We start from the raw sequence: 16,287 nt of genomic DNA, 5'->3' as shown, positions 1-16,287 counted from the left end.
GACGAACCAATCCAGGGTCTTGCCGCGGAGGGATTCTGGATTGCTTCGCTGCGCTCGCAATGACAGTGAGGCTCAATCCACCGCCTTCACCACATCCGGCGGCTGCGAGGCGTAGTACGCCGCGGCCGCCTCGATCTCTTGCGGCGTCATCGCGCGGGCGATGTTGCGCATCTGCTGGCTGATGTCGTTGCGCCGCTCGCCGGACGCGAAGGCCTGGAGCTGCGCCTTCATGTAAGCTTCGGACTGGCCTTCGAGCCACGGACTGCCGGTCTTGTTGTCGAGGCTGCCATGGCAGGCGCCGCAGGGCGCGATCCCGCGCATCGGCGCGCCGTAGATGACGATGCTCGGTTTCGGCAGCTGCGGCGTCGGGTGATAGGCTGCCGGCCGCGGCAGATAGGCGTAATAGTTCGAGAGATCGGCGATCTCCTGGTCCGTCAGGTTGACGGCGAACGGCGACATCACGGCATTGGTGCGCGCGCCCGAGTGGAAATCGTGCAACTGCTTGTAGATCACGGCGGCATATTGGCCGGCGAGATTGGGCGAATCCGCGCGGCTGATGCCGGTCGGGCCGTGGCAGATGGCGCAGCGCTGCGCCAGCGTGGCGCCCCGGCCGATCGCTTCCTGGCTCGGACGTGCCAGTGTACGCGAGGTCAGCACGACCTCCGACAATTGCTTGCTCTGCTCGGGCGCCCTGACGTTCGGCGCACGCTGTGGCACGCCCGCGGCGCTGCAAATCGCGTCCCAGACACTGGCGAACTGCACCCAGGGTTGCGCGAATGGCAGCACGATGAAGCCGACGATTGCGGTCACGATCAGGATCGCGGCGGTAATGCCGACGCCAATCCTGAAATGGCTGTTCCGGAGGGTGAAGAGGTCGCGCGTGGTCATCACTGCGCTCCCACATAGACGGCGGGCACCGACGTTCCCGAACTCAGCGCCAGGTTCAGGATCGGATAGCCGTAATTGGTGAGGGTGAGGGCGATCATCAGTGCCACCCACAGCGCGTGAGTGTTGAGCGCAACCGGCACCGTCGTCGGCTGGTGCACGGCGACCGCAAAGCGGTAGGGGCCCGGCGTCAACCCGAGGCGCACGCATGCCACGCGCCAGGATGACGATGAACATGATGCCCGAGGTCAGCAGGATGAAGCCGCCGATCGCCGAGAACGTGACCGAGAGCGCCTGCGGCGCGATCGCGGGATCGCCGAAGTCGAAATAGGCCATGCGGCGCGGCATGCCGAGAATGCCGACCCAGTGCCACGGGAAGGTCGTGATGATCATACCGATGAACCACAGCCAGAGCTGGGTGCGGATCAGGCGGATATCGATGAGTTCGCGCCCGGTCAGATGCGGCCACAGATCATAGGCGATCGCAAAATACATGATCACGATGGCGCCGCCGAAGATCAGGTGGAAATGGCCGGTGATCCACTGCGTGTTGTGGATCGACGCATCGAGCTGATAGCTCATGTTGATCAGGCCGCCGGCGCCACCAAAGCCGAGCATGACGAACGAGAACGCCAGCGCCAGCATCATCGGATTGTCCCAGGGCAGCGCCTTGATCCAGCCGAATAGGCCGCGGCCGCCGCGCAGGCGCGCGGCGATCTCGACGGAGGCGCAGATCGTGAACACGGTCAGAAGCGTCGGCAGCGCGACCAGCGCCGTGAAGGCCGAATGGATGAACTTGAAGCCGGCGCCGACCTGCGGATCGGCGAAGGTGTGGTGCATGCCGATCGGCATCGCCACCACCAGGAACAGGATGAAGGAGATCCGCGCCATGCTGTCGGAATAAACCCGGCCGCCGATCGCGCGCGGCACGATGGTGTAATAGGCGATGTAGGTCGGCATCAGCCAGAAATAGACGATGGCGTGCAGCGTCCACGAGAAGAACACGCGGGCAAGACCCGCGTCGATCGTGGCCTTCAGCCCGGCCGCGACGGGAATGATCTGGAGCAACAGCTCGAGGGCGGCGCCGACCGCGGTCCAGGCCCACAGATAGGAGCCCGCGACATTGGCGAACATCGCCAGCGGCACCGGTGCACCGGGATGGGCCTTCCGCCAGACGCGCAGATTGATCGCCATCAGCGCGACCCAGATCCAGGAGCCGACCACCACGAGCACGACGCCGAGGTAATAGAATACGTTGCCGATCAATGGCGGATAGAACGTGTAGAGGACCGAGGCGCGGCCGAGCGCGACCGGGACCATCGCCATGACGCTGCCGATCACGATCAGCCAAAATCCGGTCCAGGCCCAGCGCACGCCGACCAGGCGCTGCTCCAGCGCGGACTCGCTGATGGCATAGCCAAAGCCCATCGCGACGAGCGTGGGAAAGACGTAGCCCATCACCGTGCCGTGCGCGGTCAGCGAGCGGTAATAGAGCTCGGGATTGGACAGCCAGGTGCCGATCGGGCTGCGGATGAACATCTGCCAAGCGCCGAGTGTCAGCGCAAAGCCGAACACGGCAAAGGCCAGCCAGAAATGGGCGAGGATGAGCTTCCTATTGACCAACACAGCTCAGCCTCCCGCCACCCTTCGCACGATTGGCGAAGTCGGCCTTGTCGATCACCTTGACCTTGCCCCACATGCCCTCATGGCCGAAGGAGCAGAACTCCTGGCAGGGCATCAGATAGTCGCCAGTCTTCGTAAAGCGCATCAATTGCTCGGAGATGTAGCCCGGCACCAGCATGGTGTTGATGTTGGTGCCCTGGATCAGGATGCCGTGGACGACGTCGGCGCTGGTGGCGCGCATCGTGATCGGCGTATCCACGGGCACCACGATGCAGGCCGGCGTGAACGAATATTGCTGGCCGATCGCGCGCACCGTCACATTGCCATTGGCCTCCAGCACGCTGCCGAGATTGCTCTCGACGAATTCGCCGGACAGATGAATGCGCGAGGGATCGGTAGTCTCGACGCGCGGCTGCGGCATGGTGGCGCGATGGATGCCGGCGAAGGCTGCCAGAAGCGCCATGCCGACGACGATTATCACGGCAATGGTCGCCCAGCGCCGCTCGACGCGGGCCGCGACCTCGGCGCTGCCATGGGTGTGGGTGTCCCCTGCGCTCATTGCAGCGATCCGCGCGGCAGGAAGACGAAGAGATAGAAGGCAAACCACATCGCGACCACGCAGGCCGTGGCGATGCCGGCCAGCACGATCGCGCCGGACGGTCCTTGCGAGACGACTTCCTCGACGGCCTGGTCGGCGGCGGCTGGGCTGGTCGGCGGATCGGAATTGAACATGACGCCTCTCAGTTCAGCGGTGCGGAGCGCAGGTCGTTGGCCTCGCGCGCCGACACCGGCGTGCCGCGATTGCCCCAGGCGGTGCGGATGTAGGAGACGACGGCGGCGACCTCGTTGTCGGAGAGGAGGCCTGCGAAAGGCGGCATGCCGTACGGCATCGGATTGCCCTTGGTGCCCGGCGGATAGCCGCCATTGAGCACCATGCGGATCGGATTGACCGCCGACTGCATCTCGATCGACTGGTTGTTGGCGAGCGGCGGCCAGTGCGGCGGCTTGCCTTCGCCCTGCGCCCCATGACAGCTCGCGCAATTCTTGTCGTAGACGGTCTTGCCGAGGCTGATCAGCAGGCTGCTCTCGGTGGTCGGCAGCGCCGAGCTCGGCGCCGGCGGAGGCGAGGGCTCCGCGATGCCCTTGAGGTACACCGCCATGGCGCGCGTGTCCTCGTCGTTGAGGTATTGCAGGCTGTTGTGCACGACCTCGGCCATCGGGCCGTAGACCACGCCGCGCATGGAGACGCCGGTCTGGAGCAGGTCGGTGATGTCCTTGATGCTCCAGTCGCCGAGACCCGCCTCGCGGTTGGAGGTGAGGGACGGCGCGTACCAGTTCTGCATCGGGATCAGGCCGCCCTTGAAGGCGTCCGATTGCGAGGTGCCGCCGAGCGCGTTGATCGGCGAATGGCACATGCCGCAATGACCGAGCCCCTCGACCAGATAGGCGCCGCGATTCCATTCCGCCGACTTGGTGGGGTCGGGCTTGAACTCACCCTCGCGGAAGAACAGCGTACGCCAGCCGAGGATGAGCTGGCGGTTGTCATAGGGAAACCGCAGCTCGTGCGGCTTGTTCTTCTGGTTCACCGGCTGAATCGAGCGCAGATAGGCGAAGATCGCGTCGCTGTCGGCGCGCGTGACCTTGGTATAGGACGCGAACGGCATCGCCGGATAGATCAGCCCGCCATCCGGGAAACGGCCGTTGTGCATGGTTCTGTAGAAATCGTCCGCGCTCCACTTGCCGATGCCGGTCTCCGGATCGGGCGTGATGTTGGAGGTGTAGATCGTTCCGAACGGGGTCGGCATCGGGCGCCCGCCGGCAAACAGCCGGCCCTCAGCCGCAGTATGGCAGGCCGTGCAATCGCCGGCGCGGGCGAGATATTCACCCCGCGCAATGACGTCGCCGGCCTTGTCCTGCGCTTGCGCGGCCGTGATGAGCGCGGCAAGGGCCAGGAGCTTGATCGATAGCTGCGTGATCGACAGTCTTGAGCCCATCATGCGCCTCGTCAGTTGGGCTGGCTGCCGCAGCCGAACGGCAGCGCGTAGGTGCCTTTCGGGACGGGGGCCGGGTTGGTGGGCGCCGGCCGCGTCGCGAGCCAGGCCGCGACGGCGGTAACATCTGCTTCTGTCAGATGGCCGGCGACGAGCTGCATGCAGTCCGGCGATTTTGCCGTTCGCGTGCCGTAGCGCCAGGCGCCGAGCTGCGCACTGACGTAAGCGGCGCGCAAGCCCAGCAGACCGGGGATGCCGGGCTGCATGCCCGTGAGGCCCGGGCCGTGACAGCTCACGCACGCCGGTATGTTACGACCGGCATCGCCGCTGGTCGCGAGCAGCTCGCCCTGCGCCAGCACTTCCTTGCTGACTTCGCTCGGCGCGGGCTGCGGCAGCGGCGGATGCTCGCTGGCGAAATATTCGGCCATCGCCTCCAGATACGGATCAGGCAGAAACTCCAGCAGATAGTTCATCGGCGGGTATTTGCGCCGGCCGCTGCGGAAGGCGAGGAGCTGGTTGTAGAGATAGCCGGCCGGCTTGCCGGCAAGCCGCGGGAAATAGACGTCGCTGGTGCCTTCGCCCTTGTTGCCGTGACAGGGCGTGCACGCCTCCACCCGCGCCGCCATCGTATCCGGCGGCTGGTTGGCCGTTTGTGCGGCAGTACCATCAATGGCGGCCAAGGTAGCAATGGCGATTGCCAGTGCAGTGTCGCGAGCGAACACGCCGTCGCCCTCCAGAAAGCAGGACCGGGTTGATTCCTGGCCACAGCGTAGAGCCGCATTATTGCGCCAATACAGTCGCGCGCAAGATCGGACATGGCGATGACGCTTGGTCGCGGTTGCACATTTGCGATCCTGATCGAATTCGACAAGAATTGCGTGCTTTTTGAAAACTGGCGTAACGCCGCGATCTCGCGGCGTATTCCGCCCGAGCTTTGCTTCACAAGCGGGAAGCGCGGCAATGTGGAATCCGTTCGCGCGCGCGCGGATGTTCTGCCGCTTGGGCCGGGCAGACAATCTTTCATAAAAGTGCATCTTCCCGTCGGGCGACAAGTGCAGTTTGTGCCAAAACGCAGCGCGCTGACGCAACACCCCTTGCCGCAAACGGCGCACCACGAGCTCTGCCCTTCGCGAAAGGTTTGACTACAATCCGAGTCGGGCGCGGGCGCTTTATCGCGGGATCGGGGGAGATGGGACGCTGGAAGCAGGCATGGAGCGAAGAAGACCTTGGCAGGCTGAAGGTACTGGCAGGCACCAAGCCGATTGCGCTGATAGCGAAAGAGCTCGGCCGGACCCGCGGCACGGTGCTGGCGAAGGCGATTGAGCAGAAGCTCCCTGTCATTTGTCGGACGAAGCGCCAGGAACAATAATTGGATGTCGCGGAACCCATTCAGCTTCCTTGCGCCGAACGCACATGCCGGGAACGCGCGCTTGGCCGCGCTCAATTGACAGCATGGGACAGGCCGGCAGCTGGCTGACCAGATCCTGAAGGAGTTGCGTGAAGATCCTCGCGGCGACGAGCGGGCCGCGCCATCGGTCAATGTGTCGAAGGTGGTCGCCGCCGATCCCGCAGCGCCCGTCGTGGAATTGACGGTGAGCGCGAAGGTGGCGCCGTCCGACGCCGATGCGGTCAAGCAGCGCGTGCTCGACCACGCGAGCGCGCTGCTGGCGGCGGCATGAAGTGTCTCTAGCCGCGCGGTGACCGCGGCGTCCTGCGCTTCACCGCATGCCGGCGCGGCGAGCGGGTCACGCGAGGCCGCAGGCGGGTTGCCGCGGCGGCGCGCCGGGGCTTGGGCTGGGCCTTCGGGCCGCGGGCGAGATCCATCAGCATGCGCAATGCCTCGACCACCGAGCGCTGGCGCACGGCGGTCCGGCCGATCGCGCCAAAGCGATGCTCGCGATGGACGATGCGGCCGTCGCGCGCGGCAACCGCAAAATGCACGAGGCCGACCGGCTTGCCGGGCGTGGCGCCGCCGGGGCCGGCGATACCGGTGATGGCAACGGCGAGATCGACGCCGGCCCGCTCCAGCGCGCCGACCGCCATCGCGGTTGCGGTCTCCTTGCTGACGGCGCCGAAATTCGCGAGCGTGCTCGCCTCGACCCCTAGCATCGCGCGCTTGGCGTCATTGGAATAAGTGACGAAGCCGCGGTCGATCACGTCGGAGGAGCCGGGAATGTCGGTCAGCGCGCCGGCAACCAGGCCGCCGGTGCAGGACTCGGCGGTGGCAATCGTCAGCTTGCGCATCCGGCACAGATCGAGCAGCGAGCGGGAGAGGGCGCGTGCGTCGCTGCCGCCCATGACCTAGACGCTCCAGGGCAGGCGGATGGTGGCGCTCGCGGTGGCCGCGATGCCCTCCTCGCGGCCGGTGAAGCCGAGCCGCTCGCTGGTGGTCGCCTTCACCGCGACGCGCGAGATGTCGACCCCGGAGATCTCGGCGATGCGGGCGCGCATGGTGTCGCGCAAGGGGCCGATCTTCGGCCGCTCGCAGATCATCGTCACCTCGAGGTTGGCGACGCGGCCGCCACGCTGCGCAACGCGCTCGATGGCGTATTTCAGAAACTGGTCGGAGGAAGCCCCCTTCCATTTCGCATCGCTCGGCGGAAAGTGCGAGCCGATATCGCCGTCGGCGAGTGCGCCGAGGATGGCGTCGACCAGCGCATGCAGGCCGACATCGCCGTCGGAATGGGCGAGGAAGCCTTTGGTGTGCGGGACCCGCACGCCACAGATCATCACGTGGTCGCCTTCGCCGAAGGCGTGCACGTCATAGCCGGTGCCGGTCCTGATGTCGCCGAGCAGGCTGGCCAGGCGCGCTTCCTCGCGCACGAAATCCTCGGGAGTGGTAAGCTTCATATTGGCAACATCGCCTTCAAAGGTTGCGACCGTCAATCCCGCCCATTCGGCAATCGCGGCATCGTCGGTGAAATCGCTGCGTCCATCCTTTGCCGCGCGACGATGCGCCTCGAGGATGACGTCGAAACGAAAGGATTGCGGCGTCTGCGCGATTCGCAAGGCTGAGCGGTCCGGCGTGTCCTCGACATTGCCGCTCTCGCCGGTGACCTTGATGGTGTCGGTGACGGCAACGACGGGGAGCGCGGCGCCGGTGCGGCTCGCCGCCTCGATTGCGCGCGAGATCACGCCTGCCGAGACGAAGGGGCGCGCGGCGTCGTGGATGAGCACGATATCGGGCTTATGCCTGGCGAGTGCTTCGAGCCCTGCGAGCACGGAGGCCTGCCGCGTCGCGCCGCCATTGGTCGGCGGCTCATGGCTGAGACCTGCGACCGCTGCCGTGAACATGGCGCTGTCGTCGGGGTTCACCACCGGCTGCACGGCGAACACGTCGGGGTGGCGGCTGAAGGCTTCCATGGCGCGATAGATCACGGGAACGCCGCCGATCTCGCGATATTGCTTGGGACCACCGGCGCCAGCCCGCAGGCCGCGTCCGGCCGCGACGAGGACGACTGCGGTGCGCTGTGATTTCGCCATAGGACTCAAATACTCAGTTGGTGATGAAGAGAGTCGGGGGAGTGGGGTGATTGCCGCATGCCTCTAGCACGGCAGGCCCGCAAAAAAAGGGGTTTCCCCGGATTGTGGGAAACAGCATTTTGCTGCACTGCACTTGAAAGATTTGCAGAACTGTCTAAACTGTAGGCATGACGCTTGACTGCACAAGAATTGTGCGCAAGATAGGTCATGGCAGGCGCGATGAGGCCCTGCCTACACAACGAGAACCCCTGTGACCGGCTCGGCAGTATCAGGCTCTAAGCCGTTGAAAATTGGCGATATCGAGGTCGCCACCCCGGTCTTCCTGGCGCCGATGTCGGGAGTCACCGACTCGCCCGTCCGCAGGCTCGCCGCCGAGCTCGGGGCCGGTCTGGTCGTGTCCGAAATGACCGCCAGCGATGAGCTCGCGAATGGCCACAAGATGTCTCGGTTGCGCTGCGAAGCGACCGGAATCGGGCCTCATGTGGTCCAGCTCGCCGGCTGCGAGGCGCACTGGATGGCCGAGGGGGCCCGGATCGCCGAAGCCGGAGGCGCCGACATCATCGACATCAACATGGGCTGTCCGGCCCGGCACGTCACCGGCGGCCAGTCCGGCTCCGCCCTGATGCGCGATCTCGACCATGCCGTCAGCCTGATCGATGCGACGATCGCGGCGGTGAAGGTGCCGGTGACCCTGAAGATGCGGCTCGGCTGGGACGATCACACCCGCAACGCGCCGGAATTGGCGCGGCGTGCGGAAGCCGCCGGCATCAAGCTCGTCACCGTGCACGGCCGCACCCGTTGTCAGTTCTACAAGGGCGAGGCCGATTGGGATGCGATCCGCGCGGTGCGCGAAGCGATCTCCATTCCGCTCGTCGTCAACGGCGACATCACCACTTACGAGAAGGCGCTCGCGGCGTTGGAGGCCTCCGGCGCCGATGCCGTGATGATCGGCCGCGGCGCGCAGGGGCAGCCTTGGTTGCCCGGCGAGATCGGCCGCCGCCTGAAGGGCGGGGCGGTCGAAGCCGCGCCGTCGCTCGCGACCCAGCTGCATTATGTCCGCACGCTCTATGAGGGCGTCTGCGCGCTCTAACGGCCTGCGCATCGGCCTCCGGCACGCGCGAAAACATCTCGGCTGGGCGCTCGACGTCGCGGCCGATGTGAGCCGTGCGCCGGCCGAGAAGCTGAAAGCCTGGCGCCAGAAGATCCTCACCTCCGAGGATCCGCGCCTCGTCCACCAGTCGCTGCAAGATGCCTTCGACGATTTCGCATGGAGCGCTGCTGCATGAGCTCAGCTGCTGACCATCGCCGGCCGCTTCCGTCCGAGAGCGATGCGATCCTGGATGCGCTGCCCAATCCCGTGCTCATGATCGGGCCGGACGGCAAGATCGTCGCCGCCAACATCGCGACCGAAGCCTTCTTCGACATCTCGACGCAGTTCCTGAAACGGCAGTCGCTGAAAGAGCTGGTGCCGTTCGGGAGCCCCTTGCTGGCGCTGATCGACCAGGTTCGTTCGTCGAACTCGCCGGTCAACGAATACAAGGTCGATCTGGGCACGCCGCGCATGGGCGGCGACCGCCAGGTCGATCTGCATGTCGCCCCGCTGACGGAGCGGCCCGGCCATATCGTGGTGATGCTCCAGGAGCGTTCCATTGCCGACAAGATGGATCGCCAGCTCACCCATCGCAGCGCCGCGCGCTCGGTGATCGCGCTGGCCGCCATGCTGGCGCATGAGATCAAGAATCCGCTCTCCGGCATCCGCGGCGCGGCGCAGCTGCTGGAGCAGCAGGCCTCGTCCGAGGACCGCATGCTGACGCGGCTGATCTGCGACGAGGCCGACCGCATCGTGACGCTGGTCGACCGCATGGAGGTGTTCGGCGACGAGCGCCCCGTGGTGCGCGGTCCCGTCAACATCCATTCCGTGCTCGATCACGTGAAGCGACTGGCGCAGTCGGGCTTTGCCCGCAACATCCGCTTCATCGAGGATTATGATCCGTCGCTGCCGCCGGTCCTGGCGAACCAGGACCAGCTCGTCCAGGTGTTCCTCAACCTCGTGAAGAACGCCGCCGAAGCGCTGATCGACGTCCCCGACGCCGAGATCCAGCTCACCACCGCGTTCCGTCCCGGCGTGCGCCTGTCAGTCCCCGGTCAAAAATCCCGTGTATCGCTGCCGCTCGAATTCTGCGTGAAGGACAACGGACCAGGCGTGCCGGACGATCTTCTGCCCAACCTGTTCGATCCCTTCGTGACCACCAAGCAGACCGGCTCGGGTCTTGGCCTGGCGCTGGTCGCAAAGATCATCGGAGATCACGGGGGCATCATCGAATGCGAGTCTCAGCCGCGCAAGACCACCTTCCGCGTGCTGATGCCGATGTATTCCACATCGGTCAAACATGCCGATCCAAGCAGCCGCGACGGCTCTGCCGGGAAGTCGTCGTCTGCCTCACAGGGGGCGAAATGAGGATTAACGATGCCCGCAGGTAGCATTCTCGTTGCTGATGACGACACCGCCATCCGCACGGTTCTCAATCAGGCGCTATCCCGCGCCGGCTATGAAGTCCGGCTCACCGGCAATGCCGCAACGCTGTGGCGCTGGGTCAGCCAGGGGGAGGGCGATCTCGTCATCACCGACGTGGTGATGCCCGACGAGAACGCCTTCGACCTGCTGCCGCGGATCAAGAAGATGCGGCCGAATCTGCCCGTCATCGTCATGAGCGCGCAGAACACGTTCATGACCGCGATCCGCGCCTCGGAGCGCGGGGCGTACGAATATCTGCCAAAGCCCTTCGACCTGAAGGAGCTGATCGCCATCGTCGGCCGTGCGCTGGCCGAGCCGAAGGAACGGGTCTCGACGCCGGACGAGGACGCCGAGATGGAGGCGATCCCGCTGGTCGGCCGCTCGCCGGCGATGCAGGAAATCTACCGCGTGCTGGCGCGCCTGATGCAGACCGACCTCACCGTGATGATCACGGGCGAGTCCGGCACCGGCAAGGAGCTGGTGGCGCGCGCGCTGCACGATTACGGCAAGCGCCGCAACGGCCCGTTCGTCGCGGTCAACATGGCGGCGATCCCGCGTGACCTCATCGAGTCCGAACTGTTCGGCCACGAGCGCGGCGCCTTCACCGGCGCCAACACCCGCGCCTCGGGCCGGTTCGAGCAGGCCGAGGGCGGCACGCTGTTCCTCGACGAGATCGGCGACATGCCGATGGAGGCGCAGACCCGCCTGCTGCGCGTGCTCCAGCAGGGCGAATACACCACCGTCGGCGGCCGCACCCCGATCAAGACCGACGTGCGGATCGTCGCGGCGTCCAACAAGGACCTGCGCGTCCTGATCCAGCAGGGCCTATTCCGCGAAGATCTGTTCTTCCGCCTCAACGTCGTGCCGCTGCGGCTGCCCCCCTTGCGCGAGCGCATCGAAGACCTGCCGGACCTCGTGCGGCACTTCTTCACGCTGGCCGAGAAGGACGGCCTGCCGCCGAAGAAGCTCGATGCGCTGGCGCTGGAGCGGATGAAGCAGCACCGCTGGCCCGGCAACGTGCGCGAGCTCGAGAATCTCGCCCGGCGCCTCGCCGCGCTCTACCCGCAGGACGTGATCACGGGCTCCGTCATCGACGGCGAGTTGGCGCCGCCCACGGTCAGCCCCGGTGCCGCGGTCCAGCAGGGCGTCGACAATCTCGGCGGCGCGGTCGAGGCCTATCTCTCCTCGCACTTCCAGGGCTTCCCGAACGGCGTGCCGCCGCCGGGCCTCTATCACCGCATCCTCAAGGAGATCGAGGTGCCACTGCTCACGGCCGCGCTCGCCGCCACCCGCGGCAACCAGATCCGCGCCGCCGATTTGCTCGGTCTCAACCGCAACACGCTGCGGAAGAAGATCCGGGACCTCGATATCCAGGTGTACCGGAGCGGGGGTTAGTCTTCCCGAACGGACGGTGGCTCAGCTCCCCCTACCAAAGCGGAGCTGAGCCTGTCCGGATCGCGCTGGCCGTTGTGGCTAACGCGGTGAGCAAAAGTCCGAATCAGGCCGAAACGTTCCGCTGGAACGTATGAATTGTTATTCAACCGCCGAGCGCAGCGTCGCGCTCATCTGATCAGCCGCGCCGAGACCGGCTGGGCGCTGGCGACGTTCGCCAGCGGCTGCTGCACCCCGAGACCATTGACCAGGAGGTCGGCGGCTACGATCAGCAGCAGCACGGCCGACACCATCATCGCGAGAAAGAACCTGTCCATGGCGGTCAAGCCGCAGGGGCGGGAATCCGTTCCCGCAAGCGAGGTTTGCCAGAACAGCGGCCTGTGGATGCGCCGGTCCGTCGCGGCGAGGGCGCCGCGGAATTGTCGCAATTCGGCAACAATGTGGTACGAATACATCAGTATCCGCCCGCCGCGGACCCCGTTTTCAGCACCATTGCCGGAATGACCAGCGCAGATACCTCGGCCGCACACTTCGACACGGCCCCAGCGGAAGAGCCCCGGCGTTGGTCGGTGCGACGCTGGCTGGCACCCCTTGCCGTGGCGATGGCGTTGCTGTCGGCCCTCCTGACCTTCCTGGTCCTGACCGGTCTCACGAGGATCGAGCCGACGCCGGAGGTGGTCCGCGCTCCTTCTATCTGATCAATGCGGCCACGATCCTGCTGCTGGTTGGCATCATCGTCCGCGAGCTCTGGCAGTTGATCCTGGCGCGGCGGCGGGGCCGGGCGGCGGCGCGCCTCCATGTCCAGATCGTCAGCCTGTTCTCGATCGTGGCGGTGCTGCCGGCGGTGCTGGTCGCCGTCGTCGCCAACGTCACCATCGAGCGCGGCCTCGACCGGCTGTTCTCCGGCCCGACCAAGGAGGTGATCCAGAATTCGCTGACGATCGCGCGCGCCTACATGCAGGACCACGCACAGCTGATCCGCGGCGACATTCTCGGCATGGCCAATGACATCGCCCACGCCCGGCCGCTCTACGACCAGGACCGCCGCTCGTTCCGCGAGCTGCTGACCGCCAGCGCCGGCTCCCGCAACCTGCCGGGCGCGATGATCATCGACAAGAACACCAATATCCTCGAATCGGCCGACACCGGCATGCGGCTCGCCTATTCGCCGCCGGCGCCGGACTTCCTCAGCAACGTCAACGAATCCGAGCCCGAGATCGCCGTGCTGCCGGATGCGAGCTTCGTCGCCGCGGTGATCCGCCTGCGCGCCTTCAGCGACACCTTCCTTTATGTCGCGCGGCCGCTCGATCCGAACGTCGTCAACCAGCTCAAGCAGACCGAAGTCAGCGTCGCCGAATACGCCCAGATCGAGTCGCGCCGGCTCGGCATCCAGGTCGCCTTCGCGCTGATGTTCGCGGTGATCGCGCTGACCATCCTGATGGCCTCGGTGTTGATCGGCCTCAACTTCGCCAACTCGCTGGTGGCCCCGATCCGGCGGCTGATGAACGCGGCACACACGGTCTCGACCGGCGACCTCCATGTGAAGGTGCCCGTGCACCAGTCGGAAGGCGACCTCGCCCAGCTGGGTGAGACCTTCAACAAGATGACGCAGGAATTGCGCAGCCAGCGTGACGAGCTCGTCAACGCCAGCGATCTCATCGACAGCCGCCGCCGCTTCATCGAGGCCGTGCTGTCCTCGGCGAGCGCCGGCATCATCGGCGTCGACAATTCGGGCAGCGTCGGCATCCTCAACCGCTCCGCCGAGAAGCTGATCGGGCACTCCGAAGCCGAGACGCTCGGCCATCCGCTCTCCGACGTGCTGCCCGAGCTCGAGGAGATGATGAAGACGGCGCGGGAAGGGACCCAGCGCCTGGTGCAGGGCCAGATCACGATCACGCGCGACGGCACCGAGCGCAACCTGTCGGTCCGCGTCAGCGCCGAGAAGACCAGCCAGCCGCACGACAGCTACATCATCACGCTCGACGACATCACCGAACTGGTCTCGGCGCAGCGCACCTCGGCCTGGGGCGACGTCGCGCGCCGCATCGCGCATGAGATCAAGAATCCGCTGACGCCGATCCAGCTCTCGGCCGAGCGCATCCGCCGCAAGTTCGGCAAGGACATCACCGAGACCAAGGACAAGCAGATCTTCGAGCAGTGCACCGATACCATCGTGCGCCAGGTCGACGATATCCGCCGCATGGTCGACGAGTTCTCGCGTTTCGCACGGATGCCGAAGCCGGTGATGGAGGGCGAGGACGTCGCCGACACCGTGCGGCAGGCGGTGTTCCTGATGAAGGTCGCCCATCCCGAGATCGATATCGAGGCCGAATTCAAGGAAGATCCGCTGCGCGCGCAGTTCGACCGGCGGCTGATCTCGCAGGCGGTCACCAACATCGTCAAGAACGCCACGGAGGCCGTCGAGCAGGTGCCGCCGGAGGAGCTCGGCAAGGATTACGGCAAGGGCCGCATCGACGTCGTAGTCTCGCGCGAGGGCGAGGACGTGCTGATCGACGTCATCGACAACGGCATCGGCCTGCCCAAGGTCGCGCGCTCGCGCCTCCTCGAGCCTTATGTGACGACGCGGGCCAAGGGCACCGGCCTTGGCCTGGCGATCGTCGGCCGCGTGCTCGAAGACCATGGCGGGCGTATCGAGCTGAAGGACGCTTCCGATTTCCGCGAGGGCCAGCGCGGCGCGTGGATGCGGATGCGTTTTGCGATCTCCGGTGCCCCCGCGAAGGGCGAGGGGACCGTGCAGGCATCGTCGGCCGCAAACGCGGTCACGGACATCGCCAAGCCGCCCGAAACAAAACAGCCGGCCGCCGAAACCAAAGAGGCGGCTGAAAAGACCAATGATTCAACGAAGATCGAAGCCTCAACAGGCATCTGACAAGACAGGCGCGAACCATGGCAAGTGAAATTCTGATTGTCGATGATGAGGCCGATATTCGCGATCTCGTTGCGGGCATTCTCGAAGACGAGGGCTTCGTGACCCGGACCGCCCGCGACAGCGATACGGCGCTCGCCGAGATCGCCAATCGCAGGCCGCATCTGGTGTTTCTCGACATCTGGCTCCAGGGCTCCAAGCTCGACGGCTTGCAGCTGCTGGAGCAGGTCAAGAAGGACAATGCCGATCTGCCGGTCGTGATGATCTCCGGCCACGGCAACATCGAGACCGCGGTCGCCGCGATCAAGCGCGGCGCCTACGACTTCATCGAGAAGCCGTTCAAGGCCGACCGGCTGATCCTGGTCGCGAACAGAGCGCTCGAGAACTCGCGGCTCAAGCGCGAGGTCAAGGAGCTGAAGCAACTCGCGCCGAGTGCAAGCTCGCTCGTCGGCCGCTCGCCGAGCATGAACCAGCTGCGCCAGACCATCGATCGCGCGGCCAAAGCCAACAGCCGCATCCTGATCGTCGGCCCGGCCGGCGCCGGCAAGGAGCTGACCGCGCGCACGCTGCATACGGCCTCGGGCCGCGCCGATGGTCCGTTCGTCGTGATCAATGCCGCCGCGATCACGCCGGAGCGCATGGAGCACGAGATGTTCGGTGTCGAGCAATCTAACGGCGAGCAGGCGCGCAAGCCCGGTGCGCTCGAGGAAGCCCATGGCGGCACGCTGTTCATCGACGAGATCGCGGACATGCCGCGCGAGACCCAGAACAAGATTTTGCGCGTGCTGGTCGAGCAGTCGTTCCAGCGCGTCGGCGGCACCGGCAAGGTGCAGGTCGACGTCCGCATCATCTCCTCCACCGCGCGAAATCTCGAAGAGGAGATCGCGGCCGGCCATTTCCGCGAAGACCTCTATCATCGGCTCTCGGTGGTGCCGATCCGCGTGCCCGCGCTCTCGGAGCGGCGCGAGGACATTCCGGAATTGATCGACTATTTCATGGAGCAGATCTCGGCCGGCAGCGGCCTGCCCAAGCGGCAGATCGGGCAGGACGCGATGGCGGTGCTGCAATCGCATGTGTGGCCCGGCAACGTACGCCAGCTTCGCAACAACGTTGAGAGAGTCATGATTCTGGCCGCGGGCGGACCGGAGGTGATTATCACCGCCGACATGCTGCCGCAGGACGTCGGCTCGATGGTGCCGGCGATGCCGACCAGCAACAATGGCGAGCACATCATGGGGCTGCCGCTGCGCGAAGCGCGCGAAGTGTTCGAGCGCGACTATTTGATTGCACAGATTAGCCGTTTTTCAGGAAATATTTCTCGCACGGCTGAGTTTGTTGGCATGGAACGTTCGGCGTTGCACCGGAAGCTGAAGGCGCTCGGTGTCGGCTGACACCGCGACGTCGCGGCCGCACCTCAGGGATTAGCGAGGAAAATCATCGATTTCCGTAGTTTTTCGGGGCAATTGGGCGTGGCCTGCCGCGTGAAGCGGCTTGCCTAATAACCCGTCCTG

14 protein-coding genes and 3 pseudogenes are annotated in these 16,287 nt (G+C 65.7%); 8 read left to right on the top strand and 9 right to left on the bottom strand.

The window, feature by feature from the left end:
* Positions 1-72: 72 nt before the first annotated feature.
* The 6 genes and pseudogenes from ACVJ5M_RS25340 to ACVJ5M_RS25315 form a co-directional block, all read right to left on the bottom strand.
* Entirely contained in the window at positions 73-888 is an 816-nt protein-coding gene (locus ACVJ5M_RS25340) for a c-type cytochrome (protein ID WP_283016459.1), read from the bottom strand.
* Positions 888-2,511, bottom strand: a pseudogene (locus tag ACVJ5M_RS25335) (b(o/a)3-type cytochrome-c oxidase subunit 1). Before ACVJ5M_RS25335 ends, ACVJ5M_RS25340 begins: the two are co-directional and overlap by 1 nt.
* Positions 2,498-3,067: a cupredoxin domain-containing protein gene (locus tag ACVJ5M_RS25330; protein ID WP_208086771.1), complete on the bottom strand. Its 570-nt coding sequence runs from the start codon at positions 3,065-3,067 to the stop codon at positions 2,498-2,500. Before ACVJ5M_RS25330 ends, ACVJ5M_RS25335 begins: the two are co-directional and overlap by 14 nt.
* Positions 3,064-3,240 carry a hypothetical protein gene (locus tag ACVJ5M_RS25325; RefSeq protein WP_166341619.1) on the bottom strand — a complete coding sequence of 59 codons (177 nt, stop codon included), beginning with the start codon at positions 3,238-3,240 and terminating at the stop codon, positions 3,064-3,066. The genes ACVJ5M_RS25330 and ACVJ5M_RS25325 overlap by 4 nt, the downstream gene beginning before the upstream one ends.
* 8 nt (positions 3,241-3,248) lie before the next feature.
* Complete coding sequence (locus ACVJ5M_RS25320) at positions 3,249-4,505, bottom strand: cytochrome c (RefSeq protein ID WP_408581365.1); 1,257 nt, start codon at positions 4,503-4,505, stop codon at positions 3,249-3,251.
* Positions 4,506-4,513: 8 nt separating this feature from the next.
* Positions 4,514-5,221, bottom strand: coding sequence for a c-type cytochrome (locus tag ACVJ5M_RS25315; RefSeq protein WP_063986378.1), 708 nt, complete (start codon positions 5,219-5,221; stop codon positions 4,514-4,516).
* Between the two features lie 93 nt (positions 5,222-5,314).
* Between ACVJ5M_RS25315 and ACVJ5M_RS25310 the strand changes: the two genes are divergently transcribed.
* The 3 genes from ACVJ5M_RS25310 (at position 5,315) to ACVJ5M_RS25300 (ending at position 6,178) form a co-directional block, all read left to right on the top strand.
* A complete protein-coding gene (locus ACVJ5M_RS25310) occupies positions 5,315-5,641 on the top strand; it encodes a hypothetical protein (RefSeq protein WP_354099674.1) in 327 nt (108 codons plus the stop codon).
* A 47-nt stretch (positions 5,642-5,688) separates the two neighbouring features.
* Positions 5,689-5,868, top strand: coding sequence for a hypothetical protein (locus ACVJ5M_RS25305; RefSeq protein WP_071914051.1), 180 nt, complete (start codon positions 5,689-5,691; stop codon positions 5,866-5,868).
* Positions 5,869-5,992: 124 nt separating this feature from the next.
* Positions 5,993-6,178 carry a hypothetical protein gene (locus tag ACVJ5M_RS25300; RefSeq protein WP_283016462.1) on the top strand — a complete coding sequence of 62 codons (186 nt, stop codon included), beginning with the start codon at positions 5,993-5,995 and terminating at the stop codon, positions 6,176-6,178.
* A gap of 7 nt (positions 6,179-6,185) precedes the next feature.
* On the opposite strand, the gene ACVJ5M_RS25295 is transcribed toward ACVJ5M_RS25300, so the two are convergent.
* A complete protein-coding gene (locus ACVJ5M_RS25295) occupies positions 6,186-6,797 on the bottom strand; it encodes a CinA family protein (RefSeq protein WP_028161429.1) in 612 nt (203 codons plus the stop codon).
* A gap of 3 nt (positions 6,798-6,800) precedes the next feature.
* Entirely contained in the window at positions 6,801-7,982 is a 1,182-nt protein-coding gene (locus tag ACVJ5M_RS25290) for a bifunctional 2-C-methyl-D-erythritol 4-phosphate cytidylyltransferase/2-C-methyl-D-erythritol 2,4-cyclodiphosphate synthase (protein WP_354099675.1), read from the bottom strand.
* Positions 7,983-8,313: 331 nt separating this feature from the next.
* Between ACVJ5M_RS25290 and dusB the strand changes: the two are divergent.
* The 3 genes and pseudogenes from dusB (at position 8,314) to ntrC (ending at position 11,892) form a co-directional block, all read left to right on the top strand.
* Positions 8,314-9,268, top strand: a pseudogene (gene dusB, locus ACVJ5M_RS25285) (tRNA dihydrouridine synthase DusB).
* The gene (locus ACVJ5M_RS25280) at positions 9,265-10,440 is read left to right on the top strand and encodes a two-component system sensor histidine kinase NtrB (protein ID WP_063986376.1); all 1,176 of its coding nucleotides are present in this window, start codon (positions 9,265-9,267) and stop codon (positions 10,438-10,440) included. Before dusB ends, ACVJ5M_RS25280 begins: the two are co-directional and overlap by 4 nt.
* A gap of 9 nt (positions 10,441-10,449) precedes the next feature.
* Positions 10,450-11,892, top strand: a complete 1,443-nt coding sequence (ntrC, locus tag ACVJ5M_RS25275; protein ID WP_028147560.1) for a nitrogen regulation protein NR(I) — start codon at positions 10,450-10,452, stop codon at positions 11,890-11,892.
* A 167-nt stretch (positions 11,893-12,059) separates the two neighbouring features.
* On the opposite strand, the gene ACVJ5M_RS25270 is transcribed toward ntrC, so the two are convergent.
* On the bottom strand, positions 12,060-12,344 hold the full coding sequence (locus tag ACVJ5M_RS25270) for a hypothetical protein (RefSeq protein WP_063983321.1): 285 nt from the start codon (positions 12,342-12,344) through the stop codon (positions 12,060-12,062).
* Between the two features lie 45 nt (positions 12,345-12,389).
* Between ACVJ5M_RS25270 and ACVJ5M_RS25265 the strand changes: the two are divergent.
* A pseudogene (locus ACVJ5M_RS25265) lies at positions 12,390-14,779 on the top strand (ATP-binding protein).
* 17 nt (positions 14,780-14,796) lie between these two features.
* Entirely contained in the window at positions 14,797-16,167 is a 1,371-nt protein-coding gene (ntrX, locus tag ACVJ5M_RS25260) for a nitrogen assimilation response regulator NtrX (protein WP_071914044.1), read from the top strand.
* Positions 16,168-16,287 lie beyond the last annotated feature (120 nt).

Source organism: Bradyrhizobium sp. S3.7.6, from assembly GCF_054061875.1.
Note: the sequence above shows the minus strand (reverse complement) of the source record. Positions and strands in the feature narration are given on the sequence as shown.